Source organism: Pseudodesulfovibrio profundus (assembly GCF_900217235.1).
GTDB classification, from domain to species: Bacteria; Desulfobacterota; Desulfovibrionia; order Desulfovibrionales; family Desulfovibrionaceae; genus Pseudodesulfovibrio; species Pseudodesulfovibrio profundus.
This window is the reverse complement of the sequence record NZ_LT907975.1, coordinates 95,370-117,799: the sequence shown is the minus strand read 5'-3', so window position 1 is coordinate 117,799 and position 22,430 is coordinate 95,370. Positions and strand designations below refer to the sequence as shown.

At 47.8% G+C, this 22,430-nt stretch carries 20 protein-coding genes; 9 read left to right on the top strand and 11 right to left on the bottom strand.

Annotation, left to right across the window (positions count from 1 at the left end):
* Positions 1 to 43: 43 nt before the first annotated feature.
* From DPRO_RS00535 to DPRO_RS00510, 6 genes are all read right to left on the bottom strand, one after another.
* Complete coding sequence (locus DPRO_RS00535; protein WP_232005805.1) at positions 44 to 973, bottom strand: retron St85 family RNA-directed DNA polymerase; 930 nt, start codon at positions 971 to 973, stop codon at positions 44 to 46.
* Positions 963 to 1,685: a hypothetical protein gene (locus DPRO_RS00530; protein WP_097010313.1), complete on the bottom strand. Its 723-nt coding sequence runs from the start codon at positions 1,683 to 1,685 to the stop codon at positions 963 to 965. Before DPRO_RS00530 ends, DPRO_RS00535 begins: the two co-directional genes overlap by 11 nt.
* A protein-coding gene (locus DPRO_RS00525) for an IS3 family transposase (RefSeq protein WP_097010299.1) occupies positions 1,675 to 2,795 on the bottom strand; the annotation gives its coding sequence in 2 pieces (ribosomal slippage) (positions 1,675 to 2,519 and positions 2,519 to 2,795; 1,122 coding nt in all). The genes DPRO_RS00530 and DPRO_RS00525 overlap by 11 nt, the downstream gene beginning before the upstream one ends.
* 10 nt (positions 2,796 to 2,805) lie before the next feature.
* Entirely contained in the window at positions 2,806 to 3,270 is a 465-nt protein-coding gene (locus tag DPRO_RS00520; RefSeq protein WP_097010312.1) for a retron St85 family effector protein, read from the bottom strand.
* A gap of 255 nt (positions 3,271 to 3,525) precedes the next feature.
* Entirely contained in the window at positions 3,526 to 4,218 is a 693-nt protein-coding gene (locus tag DPRO_RS00515; protein WP_097010311.1) for a hypothetical protein, read from the bottom strand.
* 287 nt (positions 4,219 to 4,505) lie between these two features.
* The gene (locus DPRO_RS00510) at positions 4,506 to 4,748 is read right to left on the bottom strand and encodes a hypothetical protein (protein WP_197706489.1); all 243 of its coding nucleotides are present in this window, start codon (positions 4,746 to 4,748) and stop codon (positions 4,506 to 4,508) included.
* Between the two features lie 790 nt (positions 4,749 to 5,538).
* Here DPRO_RS00510 and DPRO_RS00500 point away from each other — a divergent pair.
* Together DPRO_RS00500 and DPRO_RS00495 are read left to right on the top strand one after the other, a co-directional pair.
* Positions 5,539 to 6,342, top strand: a complete 804-nt coding sequence (locus DPRO_RS00500) for a site-specific integrase (RefSeq protein WP_097010309.1) — start codon at positions 5,539 to 5,541, stop codon at positions 6,340 to 6,342.
* A gap of 394 nt (positions 6,343 to 6,736) precedes the next feature.
* Positions 6,737 to 7,804 (top strand): IS5 family transposase, encoded by a 1,068-nt coding sequence (locus DPRO_RS00495; RefSeq protein ID WP_097010253.1) that lies wholly within the window; start codon positions 6,737 to 6,739, stop codon positions 7,802 to 7,804.
* A gap of 81 nt (positions 7,805 to 7,885) precedes the next feature.
* Here the strand turns inward: DPRO_RS00495 and DPRO_RS00490 are convergent, their stop codons facing one another.
* Both DPRO_RS00490 and DPRO_RS00485 read right to left on the bottom strand, forming a co-directional pair.
* Positions 7,886 to 8,350, bottom strand: coding sequence for a PIN domain-containing protein (locus DPRO_RS00490; protein ID WP_097010308.1), 465 nt, complete (start codon positions 8,348 to 8,350; stop codon positions 7,886 to 7,888).
* Between the two features lie 11 nt (positions 8,351 to 8,361).
* On the bottom strand, positions 8,362 to 8,619 hold the full coding sequence (locus DPRO_RS00485) for a helix-turn-helix transcriptional regulator (protein ID WP_097010307.1): 258 nt from the start codon (positions 8,617 to 8,619) through the stop codon (positions 8,362 to 8,364).
* A 162-nt stretch (positions 8,620 to 8,781) separates the two neighbouring features.
* On the opposite strand from DPRO_RS00485, the gene DPRO_RS00480 reads away from it, so the two are divergent.
* Both DPRO_RS00480 and DPRO_RS00475 read left to right on the top strand, forming a co-directional pair.
* Positions 8,782 to 9,876 carry a hypothetical protein gene (locus DPRO_RS00480; RefSeq protein ID WP_097010306.1) on the top strand — a complete coding sequence of 365 codons (1,095 nt, stop codon included), beginning with the start codon at positions 8,782 to 8,784 and terminating at the stop codon, positions 9,874 to 9,876.
* A 293-nt stretch (positions 9,877 to 10,169) separates the two neighbouring features.
* Positions 10,170 to 11,311 (top strand): IS3 family transposase gene (locus DPRO_RS00475; protein ID WP_097010305.1). Its coding sequence is split into 2 segments (ribosomal slippage): positions 10,170 to 10,431 and positions 10,431 to 11,311, totalling 1,143 coding nucleotides; the frame shifts between segments, so codons are not numbered across the junction.
* A gap of 210 nt (positions 11,312 to 11,521) precedes the next feature.
* On the opposite strand, the gene DPRO_RS00470 is transcribed toward DPRO_RS00475, so the two are convergent.
* Both DPRO_RS00470 and DPRO_RS00465 read right to left on the bottom strand, forming a co-directional pair.
* A complete protein-coding gene (locus DPRO_RS00470; RefSeq protein ID WP_097012874.1) occupies positions 11,522 to 12,172 on the bottom strand; it encodes an IS1595 family transposase in 651 nt (216 codons plus the stop codon).
* A 108-nt stretch (positions 12,173 to 12,280) separates the two neighbouring features.
* The gene (locus DPRO_RS00465; RefSeq protein WP_097010304.1) at positions 12,281 to 13,831 is read right to left on the bottom strand and encodes a DNA cytosine methyltransferase; all 1,551 of its coding nucleotides are present in this window, start codon (positions 13,829 to 13,831) and stop codon (positions 12,281 to 12,283) included.
* 64 nt (positions 13,832 to 13,895) lie between these two features.
* On the opposite strand from DPRO_RS00465, the gene DPRO_RS00460 reads away from it, so the two are divergent.
* On the top strand, positions 13,896 to 14,363 hold the full coding sequence (locus tag DPRO_RS00460; protein WP_322788596.1) for a very short patch repair endonuclease: 468 nt from the start codon (positions 13,896 to 13,898) through the stop codon (positions 14,361 to 14,363).
* Positions 14,364 to 14,631: 268 nt separating this feature from the next.
* On the opposite strand, the gene DPRO_RS00455 is transcribed toward DPRO_RS00460, so the two are convergent.
* Positions 14,632 to 15,752 (bottom strand): IS3 family transposase gene (locus DPRO_RS00455; RefSeq protein ID WP_407681385.1). Its coding sequence is split into 2 segments (ribosomal slippage): positions 14,632 to 15,474 and positions 15,477 to 15,752, totalling 1,119 coding nucleotides; the frame shifts between segments, so codons are not numbered across the junction.
* A gap of 277 nt (positions 15,753 to 16,029) precedes the next feature.
* On the opposite strand from DPRO_RS00455, the gene DPRO_RS00450 reads away from it, so the two are divergent.
* From DPRO_RS00450 to DPRO_RS00435, 4 genes are all read left to right on the top strand, one after another.
* Positions 16,030 to 18,270 carry a hypothetical protein gene (locus DPRO_RS00450; RefSeq protein ID WP_157917328.1) on the top strand — a complete coding sequence of 747 codons (2,241 nt, stop codon included), beginning with the start codon at positions 16,030 to 16,032 and terminating at the stop codon, positions 18,268 to 18,270.
* A 1-nt stretch (position 18,271) separates the two neighbouring features.
* Positions 18,272 to 19,630 carry a hypothetical protein gene (locus DPRO_RS00445; protein ID WP_097010301.1) on the top strand — a complete coding sequence of 453 codons (1,359 nt, stop codon included), beginning with the start codon at positions 18,272 to 18,274 and terminating at the stop codon, positions 19,628 to 19,630.
* Between the two features lie 16 nt (positions 19,631 to 19,646).
* Positions 19,647 to 21,119, top strand: coding sequence for an Hsp70 family protein (locus DPRO_RS00440; RefSeq protein ID WP_097010300.1), 1,473 nt, complete (start codon positions 19,647 to 19,649; stop codon positions 21,117 to 21,119).
* Between the two features lie 172 nt (positions 21,120 to 21,291).
* A protein-coding gene (locus DPRO_RS00435) for an IS3 family transposase (protein WP_097010299.1) occupies positions 21,292 to 22,412 on the top strand; the annotation gives its coding sequence in 2 pieces (ribosomal slippage) (positions 21,292 to 21,568 and positions 21,568 to 22,412; 1,122 coding nt in all).
* The last annotated feature ends 18 nt before the right edge of the window (positions 22,413 to 22,430 follow it).

The window sequence follows — 22,430 nt, the reverse complement described above, 5'->3', positions numbered from 1 at the left end:
TACGCACATGTCTCAGAATAATGTGCGACTTGATCAGATACTCTCATTGAAATAACTTTCCGAATTTATTTTCTAACCTTTCAACAAATTCAGGCTCAACACTTCGAGCAAAAGCAATCACCCCTCTTAAATGTTGAATTTGGTCTTGATTGAACTTGCCATTTACAAAGTGATGAACCTTCGCCCGTATTGCTCTCTTTTTATCACGTCCTAGTGAAATTTTATCTTCATTTGAGAGATAGAGCCCTGTCACAAACCGTCGAAATGGCTTCATTGCAAAAACGGTTTTGTCATTGTTAAGGCTTAATCTTGGGGAATTCATTTCTTCCAAAAGTTCGGCAATTTTCCTCTTCGCTTCTGCCAATGACTCTTTAGAATCGCCTGACAATGAAATATCATCAGCATAACGGGTATAATTTATCTTTGTCTCATCACACCACCGCCTGACTACTGAATCAAAATCGTATAGCATAATATTGGTCAACATAGGCGATGAGGGTGCACCAATAGCAACAACTCGTTCTGCAGTACGAGTACGAGCCCAACTCAATATTGACGCCAAGGCATTTACCTCTTCCTCGTCAAACTCAAGGGACCCTTTCTCAAAAAAATGAACTATGTCGGTAGCCAAGATAGATGGGAAAAAATCTTCAAAATCCAGCTTGAGAAGACACCTGCTATCCAAATGAATTTCGGCATTCTGTAAGATACTACTTTCTTTTTTATATGCTGTAGCCGCTGGGTGCACCGGATATTTGGAAAGCACATTCTTAATAACCCAATACTGTAACTTCTTTACTTCTTTAGCAGGCTGAGCAATAGACCTTACCCCTCGCCCCCTCCTCTTAGGGATACTATATTTCTTATACCTATAAGGGCTTGTCCTAATAATGTATCTAAGATTCTCAACAGGTATCAATAGATCTGAGGAGATCTTGCTTATCAATGAAAATGACACAGACTTACTCCCCATTTTTAGCCAGGTATTTTTTATAGGCTTTGGTGCGGTATTTATCATTATTCTGATAATACTCCCCGAACTCCGTACTCCACCTCATTGCATCAAAGACTTCTTCATCATCAATATTCACGAACCTGACATACCTATAGTCAGACTTCTTAAGAACATAAAACGTTCTATTTTGATAGTGCTGAACATCAACAAAACCAAGATGCTTCAACAACATCATCCGAGATTTAAGTTCCTTTTTATCCGTATAAATATCAAAATTTTCAAGTAACTTTACTAGATCCTTATCTGTTGCCAGCAGAACCAGTCTAAGCAACTCAAGTATTATGAACAGATGGTGACTAGCTGCTTTAACATCAAAATTCTGAGTTTTCCCTCTTTCCCGAGAAACAACATCCAGATACTCCACCAAATCAGGCAACTCATCGAAGCTCTCAAAATCACCTTTTTCACTCAAAACCCATGAATGAACAACTATGGATTCATTGTTCAATTCTTTTAGATACTTGATGGGGCCATCAGAGATAAAGGTGCGCCTCCCCCCATCCTTTGGACCACTGATCGGCCATTTTAAGGTGGAGTCCTGCGTCCGAGTTTGTGCCTCCGTGGAGGCGGTTCGCCGCAGCCGTTGTGGAGCGTAGCCCGTCCCCGCAGGGGCGGCCCGAAGGGCCGAGGGCGGAGCGGAGCAACGGCTGCGAGCCAAGTCAATGAACATTCAGGTTGCCTCTGTATACGGCAGCGGGAGTTCTTTTGTCCAACGACGAATGTCCGCGCTCTTCGTTGTAATACCGAAAATAGCGCGTAAGCCCATGGTATAGCTCGATTCCATCAGAATACGCCTTGGGGTAAACATCCTCGTATTTCACCGTCCACCACAACCGCTCGATAAATACGTTGTCGATTGCACGGCCTTTGCCGTCCATGCTGATTGCAATGCCCTTGCTCTGCAAAACGCCGGTAAATTCACGGCTCGTGAATTGCGCTCCCTGGTCCGTATTGAACATCTCTGGCGTGGAGATGCGCAATGCCTTGCTCAGTGCGTCCACGCAAAACGAACTGTCCATGGAATTTGACAGTTCCCAAGCCAATACGAATCGGCTCCACCAGTCAATCACTGCCACCAGATACAGAAAGCCGCGCTGCATGGGGATGTAGGTGATGTCAGCACTCCAGACTTGATTCTTTCGCTCAATGGCAACTCCTTTCAGCAGATAAGGAAACACGGGATGCTCCGGGTTGGGGACACTCGTATGCGGCCCTGGAGTAATCGCTTGCAAGCCCATCAGCTGCATCAGTCGCTCAACTCGCTTGTGGTTGATCTGATGGCCTTGTGTCTTCAGCCAATCCGTCATGCGCGGCGAGCCGTAATCCGGCTGACGCAGATACTGCTCGTCGATGAGACGCATCAAGGCCAAGTTCTCATCGGACTCGGCTGCAGGTTTGTAGTAAAACCCCGAGCGGGAAATGCCTGCCAACTTGCATTGCCGCCGGATGGAATACTCCCGATCCGGTTTGATCCACTGGCGGCGTACCTCAAGCGGCAGGCTTACAACTTTTTTTCAAGCCACTTGATATCCATCTTGAGCCGACCGATCTCCTCGAACAAAGGTGCGGTGACCTCCTCCTGGCTCTTGGCTTTCTTGCCACCGGAAAAGATTCCTTCGGCATTTTCAAGGAGCTGCCTTTTCCAGGTGGATATCTGGTTGGGATGCACTTTGTACTCCGCAGCCAACTGCGCCAACGTTTTCACGCCACGGATAGCTTCCAGCGCGACCTTGGCCTTGAACTTATCCGAATGCTTCCGTCTTTTGTTGCTCTTTGTCATACGTCCTTCCTTATCGGTTTAAGGACGCAGATTCCACTTTAACCGGTGGTCCGAATTTCGGGGGAAAGCGCAAGGATCCAGCTTCAACATGATCTTCATGGACGACAACTACTAGTTTTTTGTTAATTTCATTCAACACAGAAAATGCCCCCAATTCAGCGATAGAACCAGGACCTTCTGGAATAACAATTGTTAAAGTAGATAATTCAGCCAGATCTCTTTCGAACCTCAAAAGATCGGTATATCCAGAGGATTGATAGAATTTAAAAATATTCTCAGGAAGCAATATGTGTTCATAATACCCTTTTCCTTTGATCTCTGCCGATCGATAAAGGGCATCTCGAACAGACACTCGCTGCTCACCATTCGTGACATCATGTTTACCCCCGCACAGAACTATGCGAGGAGGAGGAGGGTAAATTTTGGTTTTCGACAGGTCTATTGAGCTAGTCAAGCGTTCAAACAGATCATCCATCTAGTAAATCTCACTCTTTCACTCAATAATAAGTGCCCTTTACTTGAGCGAGGCAAATAAGGCCGCGCTTTTCTACGTAGGAGCTAGCGACGGAGGAGAAAAGCGCGTCCTTATTTGCCGCTAAATGCTCACAATAACAATTGGTCTGGCGGAGCGCCCGACACGACGGCTTAAACCTTTCGGCAATTGACCGACAATTCCGCTAAAGAGCAAAGCAAATATGATGGATATAAATAATCTTGTCAAGAAAACAGCTTATCGCATTTTCTTCTTTTTATTACTCTTCTTCTTATTTAAAAAACTCACTCCTAGCTCGAGAGCCTGACACCTTCTACATCTTCTCGATTGAAACTCATTGCGAATAACAACAAGCCGAGTCCAATGAGGGTAAGCGCTCAGCAACCAACTCATGCCATAGATTTCCTTATTGCCACACAGCGAGCAAGCGACTTCCAAAGCTCGAACCCGATGTCGGACCTCATATATCTTTTTTGACAACATGCCGAATCTTTGGCCACGCACCCCATTTTGAGCAGGCGCTGACAAAAGATCCCCCGTGATGACAAAGTCTGACTTCCCATTACAAATCGACAAGTCGTAACTTCCAGGTGTTTGAACTTTTGCCATCCAAAGGCACTCGTTCAACATATTTTTGCTATAATCTTTTAACTTGTTAGACTTGAACTTCAACTCTAATTTTCTTCTTTTATACAGCCCCGTAACAACATACGCCTCCTCCCAGCGACGACATTTAATGTCAACATACGGCTCCCAACCATCTAGCCCCCACGAATAATCAGCCGCAGACACTTCACGCCCAACATCAGAAGGACAAATGCCTTTAGCTGCCGTTTTGTATTTTACAGTACATGGATGCTTTGGCCAAGGAGGTCCGAGTTCATCAAAAAAAACCCTACCACCATTGGGTGACTGATAATAAAAAACCAATTCTCCACAAACAGGACATTTTGCATTTGGACGGACGAAAGTTTCATAATATCTTGTGTAGATGGGGGGGATCTGCCACGACTGGTCATCGCAATCGCTAGAATCTCTCCGTCCTAAGTGCCCTTCTCCTCCCCAACCGCACCTACAACTGGGGTGATGATTCCAAGCATTGCACACTGAACATCGACCTCCATTCAATACTACTTCAAAGTAAACAGGGTACTCATTAAATTCTTAATGTTTATCCACATACAGTCCTTCCTGAAACCCAACGAACACATCCCAAATCAATGGGCGCGCCCCATAGACCAACGGTGCTTTCCGTCAATAATGTAGCTATATTCCTTGCCCACCAGCTCGCCTTCTATGACCCGTACCGGTTTCAGATCACCCAGATATCTCAAAAGGAGCAGCCACGAAGTCTGCTCGGTATAGTCAAGTTCCGACGAATATCCGGCTTCTTTCCAGAGTACGTCATCGATATTCTTATAAGTCTGTTCAAACGTGGGTATCCTTGTATGTTTGCCCACTCATACATCCAAGGAAACGGGATGTCTACGAATTGGCGGTATTTATTAATGATTACAGGTTGGCGCTACCAGCAAGATTTTTTTATCCCAACACATTTTAATCACCTCTCATCATGAGCCATTATGAACAAGCACTATCAATCACCATTCATCATACTGATTTAGTTAGACAAATTGACACATTTGATTCTGTGATCTAACTTTTCGGCATTAATACTCGGCTCGATCAATAAATGCATCGACCCGTTTTAGATTATGGACGCGCTAAAGCCGACACATTGGTCGATTGGCAAAGCTGGAGCATGCTCCTGAAGCGTCGAAGAACCTCGATCTCGATCGACGGCTACTGGTTGCCTAGTCGTAAACCCACGCAACCAGCCCATGAAAAAGGGTCATGAGAACCATGGATTGGCGGAGTTGCACTGCAACTCGACAGGAACTGACCACCCTTTTGGCTGATGCTTTTCCCACATCTTTCCAGGTGCGAAGAAGTGGGAACGATGACCAGCAGTCCGTCTCTTTCTACCAAAAAGGAGAAAGAGACGGACTGCAGCACACCACACCACCACTGTTTCTCAACGAGAAAGAGAAAACTACGGCCGAACTATGGTGGGCGGCCCGCGCCTCCTCCTAGATAAGTCTAGGTTGTAGACCGCCTCTGCTCTCCGCTCGGAGACTATCTCTAAGGAGGTAGCTGGATGCAGAGGTAGCATCATTCAGATTTAAGCTGCGGCTTACAATTCTGGGATGCGATGGTTTTTACACTTAACGAACCTAGGAGCGATTAGAAATGGATCTAAAATATCAAGTTGAGAAAATACTCGGTAAAAACAGACGGGCTAGTAAGCTGACTCAGTATAAAAACAAAGGGCAGATCCGCCGTTTCTGCGACCTTGTCCAAAAGAAGTACGGCTTACAAAAGATAAACCACCTCAAGACAAAACATACCCGAGGAGTCTTTGAAGACTTAAAAGAGGAAGGGCTTAGTCCCTCGACGCTTGCTAGCTATGGGACCGCAGCACGGGCAATAGCGCAGGCCATTAGCAAACAAAACATAGTACCTCGCTCAAACCGAGAACTCGGAATATCAAGGGCAGGAGACCGATTAAAACCAGTCATGGCCGACATGGAGAAAATCCACGATCTCACCGCCCAACTTTATAAAAAAGATGAATGGCTCGGACTTGCTGCTGAACTGCGTGAAAATTTTGGTCTTAGAGCCAAAGAATCGCTGCTTTCGACTGGAGTGGCTAATGGCAAACTAATCGTACGTGGCAGTAAGGGTGGAAGACCACGAGAAATCCCGATTCGAAATAAATCCCAGCGAGAATTACTTAATCGGGTTCAAGATCACCTAAAACGCGAGGGAAAGACATCCCTAATCCCCTCTAACATGAACTTAATGCAGGGCCTTAAATGTCAAAGCAACGCTATACACAGATTGGGTGGAACGAAGGATAACAACGCCCACCCTCACTCCTCAAGACATGCATATGCCCAAGACTTGTATAGACAAGGTAATGCGCCTCAAAACATCGCCGAAGAGCTAGGGCATGGCCGTACGGAAATCGTATCCCACTATATCCCCAAATAAAAAGGCCAGCACTTGCTGGGCTTTTTATTTGGGGATTGCCTACCTATTCAATTCTCTTACCCTCTTTTCCGATTCATCGATCTCAAAACCGCCCAGGTTTTGAATCAATTCGACAATTGATTGGCACTTCGTTCGTCTTCTCCAGTCAGGTTGAAATCTATAGATGAAGCTCTCCACTTGTGCTAGTGAACACTTGTCCTTTCTAACTACTTGGCGCACTACGAGCAAGATTTCAAGCCGCTCCCTTGTTGCCCAACAACTCTGATTAGGCTCAAATTCACTCGTCAACAAATCATAGCAAGCATCATACTTACCTCTATGATACTTTGATACCTTACCAGAGACCTCTGCACGGCAAATCCCACACTTTTACTCTTTAACTATTTGATTTATTATGCTATTATTTCTCCATCCAAAGGAGGAAGGCATGGCTATTCGGCAGAAAGGACCTCGGTTGGGTGATTACTTCCTGGGGCACCGCAGAACCAAGACCACATTTCTGGATGAGATCAACGAACTCATCGACTGGCAGCCCATCAACGCCTTTCTGTGCAAGAAGATCAGGCGCAAGGCCAACGCCGTGGGCAATCCCGCCTATCCGCCTCTGGCGATGTTCAAGATTCTGCTCTTGCAGCGTTGGTACAACCTGAGTGATCCGGGCGTGGAGCAGGCGCTGCTCGACCGGCTCTCCTTTGTCAGATTTACCGGTTTTTCCATCGAGGACGACGTGCCGGACGAGACCACCATATGCCGTTTCCGTAACGGTTTGATCCGCCTGAAGGTGCTGGACTCCTTGCTCGACATGCTTAACCGCCAGCTTGAAGGACAAGGGCTTCTTGTCCGTGAGGGAGCCGTGGTGGACGCCTCGGTAGTCGAGTCGCAGCGGCGGCCGCGCAAGGTTATCGACGTGATGCCTGAGGACCGTTCCGAGGACGCCGAAGAACAGGATGGGCCGGTGGACTGCCGGGTCAGCTATTCGGATGACGAGGAGGCGGCCTGGCTCCGCAAGAGAAATCGGGCCTATTACGGCTACAAGCTCCATGCCGCGACGGACAGTCGAGACGGGTTTCTGCTCTGTGGTCACATCACTCCCGCGAACCATTCGGACACGGGCGAATTCGAGCGGCTCGTGAATGGCGTCGGCCTTGATCCCGGCGCACGGGTTTATGCGGACAAGGGCTATTGCAGCGGGAAGAACCGGGACATTCTGTTTGATCGCGATTTGGAGGACGGAACCATGGACAAGACGCCTCGTGGCGGCAGGCTGACAGACTTCGAAAAGACCCGCAACCGTGACATCAGCAGCATTCGGCAAATAGTCGAGCGGGCCTTCGGCACACTCAAACGTGGCTACGCATTCTTTCGGTCCCGATACGTGGGTCGTGAGAAGGTGGAGGGAGAGTTCCACATCCTCGCCATGGCGTTCAATTTGAAAAAAGCTGTTCGACTGGCGCGAGCCTGAAGGGAGAGGTGCGTCCAAAATCCGGCATTTCGGCCAGAAATGGCAGGAAAAGGCCGGGAATGAGCCCAAGCTGGGGTGCGGTCAGAACATCAAATTGGGTGCGGAGCGCAAGGCACGGACGCGAAAAGGGGATGCGCAGAGGTCTCTACCAATACGAAAAATGACGAAAGCCCTATTGCTTAACCGAACGACCTCCCTCAACTTTAGATATCCTTTATCCGATGCCACCACGCATATCACATTGGCGTCTTGAGGTACTTTCCCCTTATTGATCCACTCTTTAATTTCATCGTCTACAGATTGGTCCCCCGCCTCTTTAACTTCAACATATACGATCTTAATATTAAACTCTTTGGCAGCCTCTTCGAGGGCTTTATTACGTTTACCTTTGGTCCAAAAAGCAAAGGCATATACTTTCACACCAAGCCATTTTGCTATAGCCATAACATTTTTAATGTATTCAGCTGACACATTCTCGACATCAATCAAAAGCACCAGAACCAACTGCAAGCCCAACATGGTAACATCTAGGCGATATCTTTGCATGATTTCGCCCCTTACCCTTTCTGCTTGGGATTCTTGCAAAGCTGCTTTTGGCTGCTATCAAACCCGACAGCTTCCAATTCCTTCTTCTCCAAAAAAGCCATGATCATATCAGTGGTCCAGGCCAGCTTACGCCCCAGCTTAAAAGGCTTGGGCAGAACACCAATCCCATCGGATTGGAGGCTAGACCTCTGCAAATGGGAGCGAACCGAATGTTCTGTCAGCCCCATAATCTCACAAAATTCCTTAATAAATACGACACGCTTCTTCATTATGCCCTCCTGGACACTCTAGAATGAGAAGCGCGGTGCACCGCGCCAATTGATTAACTCTGACACACGCTAGCTATGTACACTTTGACACGATTGCGCCTGATCAAAGATATGGTTACAATTATTCGGCAATTGACCTAACCATCTAACTTTATACATATTATGAGAGAAAAGAACTGGACCGAATTAGCCAATGAGATATGCAAAGAGGCTAGTTTGGCTGCACACAAGCCAAACTTAGAAAGCAATTCCGACAATCTATACTTTGGGGAAGATGGAAAGCTGTGGAAAGGCAATGACTTCAATGAAGGCCACCATCAACTGCACGTTAACGTTGCATATTACGTACAGGCAGCAAACCGCGTGTTAAGTGAAGAAGAAGAAATTAGATATCGCATACGTCAAAACCAAGCTCTAGAGCAAAACAGATTCGACGAGAACAACTCGTTAACACAGTACCTTGGCATAGCCGCAAGTTATCTATCTGACATCGGTAAATCATGGAATGATGTGGAACGTATTTACAAAGAGATGCACTCAACTAGCCAAAGTTATGATTCTGGCCATAATCGAATGATTCTTGGTGACCTAGCTGACTATGCCAATGCTCTAAAAATGGCAGCTGACACATTAAAAACCTATAAAACAAAAATGCCATCAAAAAATTCAGCAACTAGAAATATAACTTACTATGATTTTTGCCCATTTTGCTGGAGAATTGTTTTCTATGAACCATGCAAAATTCATAATAAAGAGAAAAGATGCTCAGTACATAAAGACAGCCAATCAAAGGAAACCAAAAGAGACCGCAATCTAAGAGACTTCACCCCGGCAGGAGATCAAGATACCGCTTATGACAAATTCAAAACCGCATTTTGGATTGAGCTAAAAAGAATTAGAAAGGAAACAATCATTTTTAGGCGAACACTAGCCTCAATCCCTTCAGAATATGAAAATTATGTATTATACCAGACTGATAGCTTTGACCCGACACGAATTCCAATCCAAAGCATCGACCTAAGCAAACTCTGGTCTCAGTTCCCCAACACAGCTGCCTACGCAAAATTTCATCTTGCCAATTTGAATGATATGCTTTCAGTTCTTAAAACTCTTGATGATCCACTTGATCCAACAGGGCTTAGAGAAAAAATTCATATTGCTTACTCTAGAGCACCTATTTTAGCGATTGACTTTTTAATGAATGTAGAACTGTGGCGAAACCTGGACATACAAAGCAAACAAAAGAAGAATGGTTAAGCTGACACATTGCAGTCAACAAGAACGGCATATTGGCCCTTTTAAAATGACAACTGAGTGACAATCACAATGATTTATCGTGATTAATCACGACAAATCATGATTTCAATTGAACAATTATTTTAAATAGTTAAATAGATATACTGTTTCATTTTAACTACTTAGAAAAGGACTTAAAATCCCTTGGAGCTTGCTCCGTGCGGGTTCAAATCCCGCCCCAGGTGTAAAGTCCCCGTAAAGTAGGTCCATTGCCAAGTAGAGACTTCTGGCCCAAAATGGGACAGGAGTTTTGCATGCGTAAATCGAAGTTCAGCGAGTACCAGATCGTCAAGATCCTGAAGGCAGTGGAAGGCGGACGAACTGTCGTCGATGTCTGCCGCGAGCACGGCGTGAGCAGCGCCACGTACTACAAGTGGAAGTCAAAGTATGGCGGCATGGAGGCATCCGATATCCAACGGATGAAGGATCTCGAAACGGAGAACCGTAAGCTCAAGCAGATGTTCGCCGACCTCAGCCTGGAAAACATGGCGCTCAAGGATGTGATCGAAAAAAAACTCTGAGGCCAGTTCAACGCAAGGAATTTGTCATGCACATGGTCAACGCGTTTGAGTTGAGCTTGCGCAAGGCATGCGCGGCCATGGGCATCAGTAGGAGCTACTACGCCTACAAGCCGCATCCGCGGGACGACAGCGATGTCATCGCAGCCTTGACTGAACTGGCCGAGAAAAAGCCTACATGGGGCTTCAGTAAGCTTTTCAACGTCCTTCGACAGCAGGACAAGCCCTGGAACCACAAGAAGGTCTGGAGGGTTTACTGCCTCTTGAAAATGAACCTGAAGCGCAAGGCCAAGAAGCGGCTTCCGCAAGCCTCTCGGACGGCAGTGGCCCAACCGCTTGCGCCAAACTATTGCTGGTCGATAGATTTCATGCGGGACACGCTTTACAGCGGTCGCGTCTTCAGGACTTTCAACGCTGTAGATGATTACAACCGTGAGGCCTTGGCCGTGGAGATCGATACCAATATGCCAGCAGGACGAGTGGTAAGGGTGCTGGATCGGGTAGCCGAAGAGCGTGGCGGCTATCCCGAGAGGTTGCGAATGGACAATGGTCCAGAGTTCTCGGGGACTGTCATGGCGGCCTGGGCCGAATCGCATGGCGTGAATCTGGAGTTCATTCAGCCTGGCAAACCCACCCAGAACTCATACATCGAGCGGTTCAACCGAACCTACAGAGAAGAAGTGCTTGATTTGTACGTGTTCAACAGCCTGAGCGAAGTTCGGGCCATTACGGAGGACTTTATCCGTGAGTACAACGAGGAACGTCCTCATGAATCCCTGGGGAATATGTCGCCGATAAATTTTGCTGCCCAAAGGGCAGGGGGTACCCCCTACCCTCTGGGCAACCCCCCGAAAACTGCCGGGAGTCTCTACCGTTAACTGGCCCTATGAAAGGGGACTTTACACAGGTACCAATGATTAAAAGCAGTTAGGACAGCCGTCTGACCTAACTGCTTTTTAGTTGGCAAAGACAAAACCCGTTTTAGACCTGTTTCGTCCTTCTACTTATCAAAAAATAGAATTCTTCTCTTTTGAAAATCGAGATTACAAAGGCTTCCACATTTAAAACATAGGGGCTGTACCAGATAACTAGCCCATATGTCTTCTAACCCACTGTTTCAGTTGTTTAAACTGGCTTCGCGGATTGCTGTTATTAAAACGCCACTCGCATTCCTTTAAAAACAGAGAAAAATGCTTGGTTGGAATGCCGTTGAATTTCCTCATATGGCGTTTGGCCTGGTTCCAAAAATTCTCGATTCCATTGATGTGGTTGTGGCTATCTGCAAACAGCTTCGAGTGGTTGATTCGGAAGTGTTTGAACGCTGACACATCAAGGACATTGTAGCCATACCAGCAGTCCGAGTAAACCACACTGTCTGGCTGGATTCTTTCCTGAATAATGGGAAGCAAGGTTTTACCTTTCGCATCAGGAATCACCTGTGTATAGACCTTCCCGCCCCTTTTAAGGATTCCAAAAACAGGAACCTTACCAGCCGCCCCACGTCCTCTTTTGCCCTTTCGCTTGCCACCGAAGTAGCTCTCATCGACCTCAAATTCGCCAAAATCCATCCCTTCACAGGACTCTTCTACCGCTATGATTTCCCGGAGCCGGTGAAAGTAATAGGCGGCTGTTTTGACGTTCACACCAACCAGATCGGCAGCGCAACGAGCTGTCGTGCCAGCCACAAAATGTTCGATTAAACGAAGCTGCTTGTCCTTGCTCAAACGACTTTTTCGCATTGCCATACCGATAACCCAAAGGAGTTATCTGGTACAGCCCCAAAACATATTGTACAAGCTCAGCAGTCGAGAGAACCAAAGACAAGCGACAGAGGTGCCCTGAATCGACTAGTTCGATTGCTGTAAAAGATCGTAAACAATCTCTGCGATCTGCCTAGCCAAATACGGCGGCACAGCATTACCGACCTGTGTGTACTGACTAGTTCTTGGGCCTGAAAAAAAGTAGTCGTCAGGGAAAGTCTGAATCCTGGCAGCCTCCCGAACGGTCAAACTGCGACACTGTGAAGGATCGGGGTGGATATAGTAATGCCCATCCTTTGCAATATGGCTCGTGATGGTCGTGGCCGTTCGCCCCTCCTGTTGTACTCTAAACCTGTCCGCAAACTTCCCAGTCGTCCAGTTCTCATGTGCAGGAGCCAAGCCCGGTAACGAAAAATCATCAACTCCCTTCGGGTATCGGCCATATGTTCTCGCGAACACGGCAGCATAGGCGTATCTTCTCAAGTCTGATGCCATATGAGTTCTTGTTTCATGGTTGAAACACGCTTCCGGCCATATACCCGTAAGCCATTCATTCAGAAGAGGAGGCAAGTCCGTAGACAGGCCTCCTGCCCTCTTTTCCTGAGCATCACGGTCTAAGCTATTCGACTGGACCATGAACCCATATTCATCCAAATCTTCTGCAAGTTCAGGCATTCCGGCTTCACGTGCACAACTAGCCAAATCCCATAATTGAGTTGCAACATGAGAATGCCATTTATCGCAATCGTCACCTTCCCTGCTGAATCCACTTCGCAACAAAGGCAAATCCGATATTACTTCCTCAACAAAAGGCCCACCCCTCCGGGAAAGCCGCCCAGGCCGGACATCTATATCGTTCCTGACTCCAAGCAAAATCACTCGATGCCTGGCCTGAGGGACGCCGTACTCTTCCGACTTGACCACGAACTCCTTCGTGTCAACCTTGCTTACATCCTTGCCGTGTTCAAAATATGTAGATGATACGAGAGAGTAGATTCGGTATCCTTGCCCACTCTTCAGACTGCACCGGTCTCCGGCACATGCAAGATCTTCCAGTATCTGATGGGCAATAAGCTTTCCGTCTATCTTGCACGAAAGCATCCCGCGCACATTCTCCATCACGAAGACAGAAGGCCGATATTCGCTGATAATACGAAGATATTCTTGGTATAAGAAGTGTCTCGAATCATTCGATGGGACATAGTCCGCATTGCCCTTGTTCCGAACACGACCAGCAATTGAATACGCTTGACATGGGGGGCCGCCAATCAAAACCCATGGCTTGCTCGCATCTAGACGGCTCTCCAGCTCTTTATATAAGCGCTTATCACCATTGGTAGACCCCAACTCCAAGCAAAGAGCTTCTTGGGAGGCCTCTTCCCATATTCCTTTGGTGTCCTGAGTATACGGTTCGTCATGATTGCCTTGGTAATATCCAAGCAAATGAGAAAGATCTCTGCCGGAAGTCAGCAGAGCCCGTTGGAATGCCCTCAGGCGCAAGGTGGAGTGCGCATCATGGTTGGCTTCTGCTGACAACAGAATTTTGAAAGGAAAGCCTTTGGAAGCTTGGAAGCCAGCAAATCCTTCCCCGAGGCCCCCCGGACCTGCGAAAACATCAATAATCGGTATTGTGGACATTACGTGGAACAAGTATCTCCATTTTGGTATCAAAGCAACGGATAGTGCACGTTCATGGTTCAAAATGCAATCGCGAGAGTCAAACAAAATGGTAGACATAGTTGACCGAAAAACCAGAAGCAGAATGATGTCCAAAATAAAAGGCAAAAACACCAAGCCTGAAGTTGCGGTACGTCAATACCTCCACCGCAAGGGTTATCGGTTCCGTCTTCACAGAAAGGATCTTCCCGGCAATCCGGATATAGTTCTACCAAGCCGCATGATCGCGATTTTTGTTCACGGCTGCTTTTGGCATCGTCATCGTGGCTGCAAAAAAACGACAACACCTTCCACCAACCGGGCATTTTGGGAACGAAAATTCAAAGACAATGTGAATAGAGACGAGCGCAACACACAAGCACTGCAAAAACTTGGTTGGGCAGTCATGGTGATCTGGGAGTGCGAAGTCAATGATCAAGGTCTTGAAACAATAGCTGCCAAAGTTGAAAGTATCCCCCAAAAGATGAAAATGTCCTCAACAAAACGCACGTAACACTTTTTAAATATTTCACCTTGCAACATTCACTTTTATTTGAGAGTCTTCAGAAATATATTATTCATTATTCTAGCCTCCTCAAGGATGATTCTTGCGCCTCCCCCCATCCTTTGGACCACTGATCGGTCTTTTTAAGGTGGAGCCCGGCGTCCGAGTTTGTGCCTCCGAGGAGGCGGGTCGCCATAGCCGTTGTGGAGCGTAGCCCGTCCCCGTAGGGGCGGCCCGAAGGGCCGAGGGCGGAGCGGAGCAACGGCTACGAGCCAAGTCAATGAACATTCAAGTTGCCCCTGTATACGTCAGCGGGAGTTCTTTTGTCCAACGACGAATGACCGCGCTCCTCGTTGTAGTACCGAAAATAGCGCGTAAGCCCATGGTATAGCTCGATCCCATCACAGTACGCCCTGGGGTAAATATCCTCATATTTCACCGTCCACCACAGCCGCTCAATGAAGACGTTGTCGATTGCGCGACCTTTGCCGTCCATGCTGATTGCAATTCCCTTGCTCTGCAGAACTCCGGTAAATTCACGACTCGTGAACTGCGCTCCCTGGTCCGTGTTGAACACCTCCGGCGTAGAGATGCGCAAAGCCTTGTTGAGCGCATCCACGCAGAAAGAACTATCCATCGAGTTCGATAGCTCCCAAGCCAGCACGAAGCGGCTCCACCAGTCTATCACTGCCACCAGGTACAGAAAGCCGCGCTGCATGGGGATGTAGGTGATATCAGCGCTCCAGACTTGATTTTTTCGTTCAATGGCAACTCCTTTCAGCAGATAAGGAAACACGGGATGCTCCGGGTTGGGGACACTCGTATGCGGCCCTGGAGTAATGGCCTGCAAGCCCATCATCTGCATCAGTCGCTCAACCCGCTTGTGGTTGACCTGATGCCCTTGTGTCCTCAGCCAATCTGTCATGCGCGGCGAGCCGTAATCAGGCTGACGCAGGTACTGCTCGTCGATCAGACGCATCAGGGCCAAATTTTCATCGGATTCGGCTACAGGCTTGTAGTAAAATCCCGAACGGGAAATGCCTGCCAACTTGCATTGCCGCCGGATGGAATACTCCCGATCTGGTTTGATCCACTGGCGGCGCACCTCAAGCGGCAGGCTTACAACTTTTTTTCAAGCCACTTGATGTCCATCTTGAGCCGACCGATCTCCTCAAATAACGGTGCGGTTATCTCCTCCTGGCTTTTGGCTTTCTTGCCACTGGAAAAGATGTCATCGACATTCTCAAGGAGCTGCCGCTTCCACGTGGAAATCTGATTGGGGTGCACTTTGTACTCCGCAGCCAGTTGCGCAAGCGTCTTCACGCCACGAATCGCCTCAAGTGCGACCTTGGCCTTAAACTTGTCCGAATGTTTCCGTCTTTTGCTGCTCTTTGTCATGCGTCCTTCCTTATCGGTTTAAGGACGCTGACTCCACCTTAACCGGTGGTCCGAATTTCGGGGGAAAGCGCATCTCATAATTCTAATATCCTAATTCTCACACTTCGTTGACATGAATTTCACTGCCGCCGTCAATACATGGAAAGAAGCTGCTCCCAACTTGCGATTCCTTGGACAAATTGTCCTCTCGGAGTCGGACACCTTCGAGTATCTGGAAATCCTGGGACGCCATCTCAGGACAAGGAGTGACTGTTTCGCAAATAAGACAGCACTGGCCGTGCTGGCGGTCAATTGTGCTTATTACACCTACGACGATGAAGGCTTTTGGAAGCATTTCTGCAACAAACTCAACTGCAATTCAAGTATGCAGTCGGATTTGGGAGAAGCTATCGAAGCATACATGGAAAAAATCGATACGAATTTCCAACCGCGCGTCGGGACCAACCGATACGTAGGTCGAATCATGGAACAATGCGGGATAAGTCGATATTTTCTGAAGGATTTTGTTTGGTTCATTAAGCACTTGAAACAACGAGCCAAATGGGATGCAACGGCAGAACTTCAATTCGATGACTACGAACTCTGTGTACCTGAAGATCTACCGCTATGGCTGGGAAAATTCTTGAGAGACAAGGGGGGCTGGACCTTTACCACGAGCGTTGCGAAAAACATGTCACAACTCAACCGTGGACTTCTCACACACGAGCAATTGGCATCGCTACCAAGCTACAGACCAAGCTTCTGGAGCGACTTTTTCAAAGTGTATGGGGGGCACTCCATCCTGCCGCCCCGCCCATCCAGTGATGAGGGCCAGATTCACCCCACTCCACTCTTTGCTCCTCCGTCCATGCGTTGGGAGTCCCCTCTCAAATGCCCGGATCATATAGTTACCGAGTATGTTGGCACACTCCCTCTTCCAAAGTTGATAATTGAAAACCCTCAATCAATTATCTCTATGGAGTACCTCCTGATATACGATGCAGGCCAAGGACCACGAAGTATCCAGGCAACCACTCTGGAAAAACTGTCGGATTATCACTCGTCTCTTGATCTGAACAAGTTGGGATTGGGTTTCCCATGTCGGCTCAGACTGTGGTTCGAAGCAACTGGCAGAACCGTGATCAGTGGTGGCCAAAGGGTCATGAACGAGTTGGTTGTAAACATCGTAGATGACCTGTCAATTACAGCCTCATCCAATCTGGTAGCCCCTGAAGACCATCTGCCCATCTGCTTGAATGCCCCCAAAGATTACACACTTTCTTTCTCGACCGAAGCAACACATGTTACTGATTCCCCCAACACATGGGTGGCCTCCTGCCGAACAACACCCGCTCAAGGCTTCCTGAAGAATGGATCCTTTTCGCTTCAGTTTTCTATCCCCATATACCGAGACATACTTCGGCTTGAGGACGACACGGGAACCCTCTTGAAAAGCGAGCTTGATGGCGGTCAATTCATTTATCTTGAAGGCAGCCCTGGCAGTGACCTGGCTCTGGAAATCAGAAACGACGAAGATAAATCTACCATTTTTTCTGGCGGACGATTCGGAAAAGATGGCACTTTGAAAGTCAACTCCCGGAGCTTGGCACAAGGCCTGTACAACTGGGCTGGCCCTTGGGGAATCGTGACTCAGGGAACAGGCTCACCATCGGGTGGTTTACTGTTTTTGGACCTACTGACTTTCCTGGAAACTTTCCCTGAACCCAATCAATACCCTGAACAATTCTTTAAAGCACTGCCAACAGGCAGCCGCACATCTTTGAAAGAGTTTTCGAAAGTATTGCGAGGAGAAGGAACAACATCATTCGATGTCAATGATATCCAGGCTTTCCCGACGAAACTACAGACCGCTATATGGATACTCGCAGCATGCTCCGTGGCATTCGACGACACCGCAATCGAAGGAGTCGATTGTGATGATTCCGAGCAACCCATTCCACCCAAAACTCGTTTCGCCATACAATGGTATCGACAGGCAAAATCCATCCTCACGAACGGCGATATGGATGCTATCGAAAATCTGTTGAACGGCAAGCCCGATTTCGTGGCCGTCTGCTCACCTCGGTGGAAGACCATCCTGGAAGACGAGATAGGACGTCTCGAGGACTTGAAACACATGGACGCGGACTTGAGTGAAGCCATTAACGAGTGGAGCTTCCATGTTACTGCCCCCCTGCCAGGAACCACAGGGATGATTGCCTGTCTGCCCAAGGGGCAAGAACTGATATCGGCATGGAGAAAACATTACAAAAAGTTGGCAAAACCTGAAATCCCATACGCTGAAGCAAAGAAATGCTCAGGCGAACCAGGACTGGTTGGCGACTTGGCCAAGCTTCTTCAACTTGCAATCCTCAAAAACACCGATCGTCAAAACCTGATGGCCCCTATCGACGCCACTAACATGTCTCCAGGATTGCAAACGTATGCAAATGCATTGAAAAACAACGAAGAACTGCCTACAGAACTGGAAGGACTTAAAAGGCTTTTGGAAGGCCAACACATATCTGCCGAGGAATAATATGGAAAATACGAATCGCGCCACACTGAAAACATTGGCTGCGGAACTCAAAGACATCGACCAAGGAACACTGAAGCCAGCCAAACTGGCCGAATACGTTTCGCGTTTTTTCGACACAAGCATCAAGGACAACAAGTTTGCTCTCGAATCTATCGAGGAATTGCCTACCTGGTTCTTAATCCATGCTTTCGTATCGGTTTGGCCAAAAACCGAAAAAGATCGACGGAGCTTCCTTCTCAACCTGCTCAATGCCAAGCTGAAAGGTGCCAACTACCGTGACATGAAAATCGAACTGGCTGCCCAATTGTCTGCCTGTGATCCCCCCTCAGGACTCATGCTGCTTACGGCTGTCGAGAGCAACGAATCCAAAAAAGGTGGCGAATTACCAAAAATATACATGGAAACGGTCGAGAAACACTTTTTCCCCGGCAAAGCTGAACCAATTGCTTCGATCTTGAACCATGAATTCAAGAGCGCCAAGAATCTGAAAAATGTGTCGCTCCAATTCTTCGAAATCCTATTCGAATGCAAGACACCTTATGGCGAGGCCAACAAACTAGACCTTCAGGCAAAACTGATTGAATGGCTCATCGTAAATGGCACTTTGGAACATTGTACACAAAAATATCCTAACACGTTGACCGCGGCTGTTTCGGGTTGGACGATCGGGATGCTTCCTGCCGTGAAAGCCATTATGAGCAAAGCGCAACAATCCGGAGTCCAATTGAAACTGCCACTTGCCGGAGATGAACAAACCGACTCAATACCAAAACAAGCACCTTCGGAGCCTAAAAGATCAGAAGCACTGACTGCGGATCAGCTGCTCGATCAACTAGGCAAGCACCTGGCAGCGAATAGCGAAACCATCAGAAGCCAAAATAACAACATATCCAGATTAAAAAAGAAACTGAGCAAGGCCAAGAAGGATTCTTCTCGAAGAGCAGACAAGCTACAGCAACTTGAAGAAGAACTTTTACAATCGCGACAGGCACTCAGAAAGGAAAGAGAGTCTCACCAATCGCAACTTAATGAGGAAAGGACAAAGCTTGGTCGACTTCAAACCGAAGTAACTGAGAAAAACACCGACATCGATGGATTGAAAAACAAGATTCGATCACTTGATGAAAAGATTGTCGCCATGAAGAATGACCATTCCGTTCAAATCCAAAAGACATCAGACAGGTTCGGAATTGAAACTGAGCATGCTTGCAAAGAATTCAAGGAAAAACTCAAAGACTCTTTGCGCCCTGAATACAGGGACATGAACAGACTTGGCGATTCTAAAGAAGAAGAAATCGCAAAGATCATGCTTGAAGGCCTTTTCAAGAAACTGAACAAACTCGGCATCAACTTTTCATAGGCATTCAGGGAATATCATGGGTTATTTCGGTATAGATTTCGGCACGACGAATAGTGCGACCATGGAACTTTTCAACAACCAGGCAATCCTCCACAGCGAAAAAGGTCAAAAGCCCTTTCCCTCGCTTGTCGCCATTGACAAGGTGACAGGTGAAGTCGTCGCAAGAGGGTTGGAAGTTCGTGAAAACCGCAACAGCTATCAGGAGAAATACGAAATAATCTCGTCTCCCAAAAGCTATCTGGGGACTAACCACAAATGGTCCATCGCGAACAAGGACTGGACCCCGACCGATATAGCGAGGGAAATATTCACCGGCCTCAAAAAAATGGCTTGGCAAAGTAGAAGCGTAGACATGAATGAGGCCGTTGTCGCCATCCCTGTAGGGTTCGCTCCCGAAAAACGTAGAGCATTGCGGAAAGCGGCAAAAGAGGCAGGAATTGAGATCAACAGTTTCGTCTCAGAACCGACAGCAGCAATCTTCAAGAACTATGAACAAGTCCGTCGATGGAGGAATTGTGTGGTTTTCGATTGGGGTGGAGGGACGCTGGACATTTCAGTTGTCGAAATGAACGGCGAGAACATCAAGGAAATCGACGCCGTTGGCATCCAGTTGGGGGGAGACAATCTGGATCGCAAGATTGCTGAATGGGTCTACGAAGATCATATCAGAAAGACGGGAGATACACTCCCATTCCACGAACTGGACTCTGAATCAATGGACATCTTGCTGGTACGCTCCGAAGAGGCCAAATGCGATTTGGGAGAAGAGGAAGAGCGTACCATAATCATTCCCGGCTTCAACAAAGGGGAACTTCTTCGGTCAACGATCACACGTTCTCAACTTCTCGACCTGCTGAAAGATGAATACAACAAGGCTTTGGACGAGCTGCATAAAGTTGTTTCGCTCAAGGCCAGAATGAGCTTTGAAGAAATCGGTTGTATTCTCATGGTGGGAGGCTCAAGCAAACTGGTGGGACTTCAAGAACGTATTCAGGAAAAAACGAAGAACTGCCAGATCATCCCTCCAAGCAGCTCCGCAGATTGGGATGTCGCGCATGGAGCTTCGATTCTGTCGTCTACCCCAGGCAATTACCTTATAGCGGACAACATTGGAGTTGAACTCTCCGACGGCACCTACTTCCCTCTCGTTAACTCCGGTGACACAACCAAAGCATGTGAGGGGTCACTCAATTTCGGGGTGGTAGATGATGTCGAAACCGCATGCTTCAACTTCATCAAATCGGAAAATGGACGACCAGACTCGACCATGTCCAGATCTGCAAGGACCATCGGCACTCTACTCGCTCCCTGTAACGGATTTGTAAATGAATCCATTGAACTGAAGTACTCGATAGACGACAATTTATTCTTAAACATTACTGCTAGGAGCAACTTCAGAGACAAAGAGAAGTACAAGCACTGGGAATATGGCGAATTGCTGTTCACTTACGATCTTCCGCCCAGAGGAGAGTATTTCGACAATGAGTAATCCAAACGTCAACATCAAAAGTAATGTATATCCGATCGAGTCGGATAAACCTTTCTCCGACAAGTCATTCCTTTCCAACGTGGTGTCAATCACTGCACTCTGCGCTTTCCCCCGAAATTCGGACCACCGGTTAAAGTGGAATCTGCGTCCTTAAACCGATAAGGAAGGACGTATGACAAAGAGCAACAAAAGACGGAAGCATTCGGATAAGTTCAAGGCCAAGGTCGCGCTGGAAGCTATCCGTGGCGTGAAAACGTTGGCGCAGTTGGCTGCGGAGTACAAAGTGCATCCCAACCAGATATCCACCTGGAAAAGGCAGCTCCTTGAAAATGCCGAAGGAATCTTTTCCGGTGGCAAGAAAGCCAAGAGCCAGGAGGAGGTCACCGCACCTTTGTTCGAGGAGATCGGTCGGCTCAAGATGGATATCAAGTGGCTTGAAAAAAAGTTGTAAGCCTGCCGCTTGAGGTACGCCGCCAGTGGATCAAACCGGATCGGGAGTATTCCATCCGGCGGCAATGCAAGTTGGCAGGCATTTCCCGCTCGGGGTTTTACTACAAACCTGCAGCCGAGTCCGATGAGAACTTGGCCTTGATGCGTCTCATCGACGAGCAGTATCTGCGTCAGCCGGATTACGGCTCGCCGCGCATGACGGATTGGCTGAAGACACAAGGCCATCAGATCAACCACAAGCGAGTTGAGCGACTGATGCAGCTGATGGGCTTGCAAGCGATTACTCCAGGGCCGCATACGAGTGTCCCCAACCCGGAGCATCCCGTGTTTCCTTATCTGCTGAAAGGAGTTGCCATTGAGCGAAAGAATCAAGTCTGGAGTGCTGACATCACCTACATCCCCATGCAGCGCGGCTTTCTGTATCTGGTGGCAGTGATTGACTGGTGGAGCCGATTCGTATTGGCTTGGGAACTGTCAAATTCCATGGACAGTTCGTTTTGCGTGGACGCACTGAGCAAGGCATTGCGCATCTCCACGCCAGAGATGTTCAATACGGACCAGGGAGCGCAATTCACGAGCCGTGAATTTACCGGCGTTTTGCAGAGCAAGGGCATTGCAATCAGCATGGACGGCAAAGGCCGTGCAATCGACAACGTATTTATCGAGCGGTTGTGGTGGACGGTGAAATACGAGGATGTTTACCCCAAGGCGTATTCTGATGGAATCGAGCTATACCATGGGCTTACGCGCTATTTTCGGTATTACAACGAAGAGCGCGGACATTCGTCGTTGGACAAAAGAACTCCCGCTGCCGTATACAGAGGCAACCTGAATGTTCATTGACTTGGCTCGCAGCCGTTG

What these genes read in the sequence shown, in the direction of transcription:
- DPRO_RS00485 (WP_097010307.1), bottom strand. Translation starts at nt 8,619, where the DNA reads ATGAAGAAGCGTGTCGTATTTATTAAGGAATTTTGTGAGATTATGGGG.
- DPRO_RS00480 (WP_097010306.1), top strand. Translation starts at nt 8,782, where the DNA reads ATGAGAGAAAAGAACTGGACCGAATTAGCCAATGAGATATGCAAAGAG.
- DPRO_RS00470 (WP_097012874.1), bottom strand. Translation starts at nt 12,172, where the DNA reads ATGCGAAAAAGTCGTTTGAGCAAGGACAAGCAGCTTCGTTTAATCGAA.
- DPRO_RS00440 (WP_097010300.1), top strand. Translation starts at nt 19,647, where the DNA reads ATGGGTTATTTCGGTATAGATTTCGGCACGACGAATAGTGCGACCATG.
- DPRO_RS00490 (WP_097010308.1), bottom strand. Translation starts at nt 8,350, where the DNA reads ATGCAAAGATATCGCCTAGATGTTACCATGTTGGGCTTGCAGTTGGTT.
- DPRO_RS00530 (WP_097010313.1), bottom strand. Translation starts at nt 1,685, where the DNA reads ATGTTCATTGACTTGGCTCGCAGCCGTTGCTCCGCTCCGCCCTCGGCC.
- DPRO_RS00445 (WP_097010301.1), top strand. Translation starts at nt 18,272, where the DNA reads ATGGAAAATACGAATCGCGCCACACTGAAAACATTGGCTGCGGAACTC.
- DPRO_RS00460 (WP_322788596.1), top strand. Translation starts at nt 13,896, where the DNA reads ATGCAATCGCGAGAGTCAAACAAAATGGTAGACATAGTTGACCGAAAA.
- DPRO_RS00520 (WP_097010312.1), bottom strand. Translation starts at nt 3,270, where the DNA reads ATGGATGATCTGTTTGAACGCTTGACTAGCTCAATAGACCTGTCGAAA.
- DPRO_RS00500 (WP_097010309.1), top strand. Translation starts at nt 5,539, where the DNA reads ATGGATCTAAAATATCAAGTTGAGAAAATACTCGGTAAAAACAGACGG.
- DPRO_RS00535 (WP_232005805.1), bottom strand. Translation starts at nt 973, where the DNA reads ATGGGGAGTAAGTCTGTGTCATTTTCATTGATAAGCAAGATCTCCTCA.
- DPRO_RS00495 (WP_097010253.1), top strand. Translation starts at nt 6,737, where the DNA reads ATGCTATTATTTCTCCATCCAAAGGAGGAAGGCATGGCTATTCGGCAG.
- DPRO_RS00465 (WP_097010304.1), bottom strand. Translation starts at nt 13,831, where the DNA reads ATGTCCACAATACCGATTATTGATGTTTTCGCAGGTCCGGGGGGCCTC.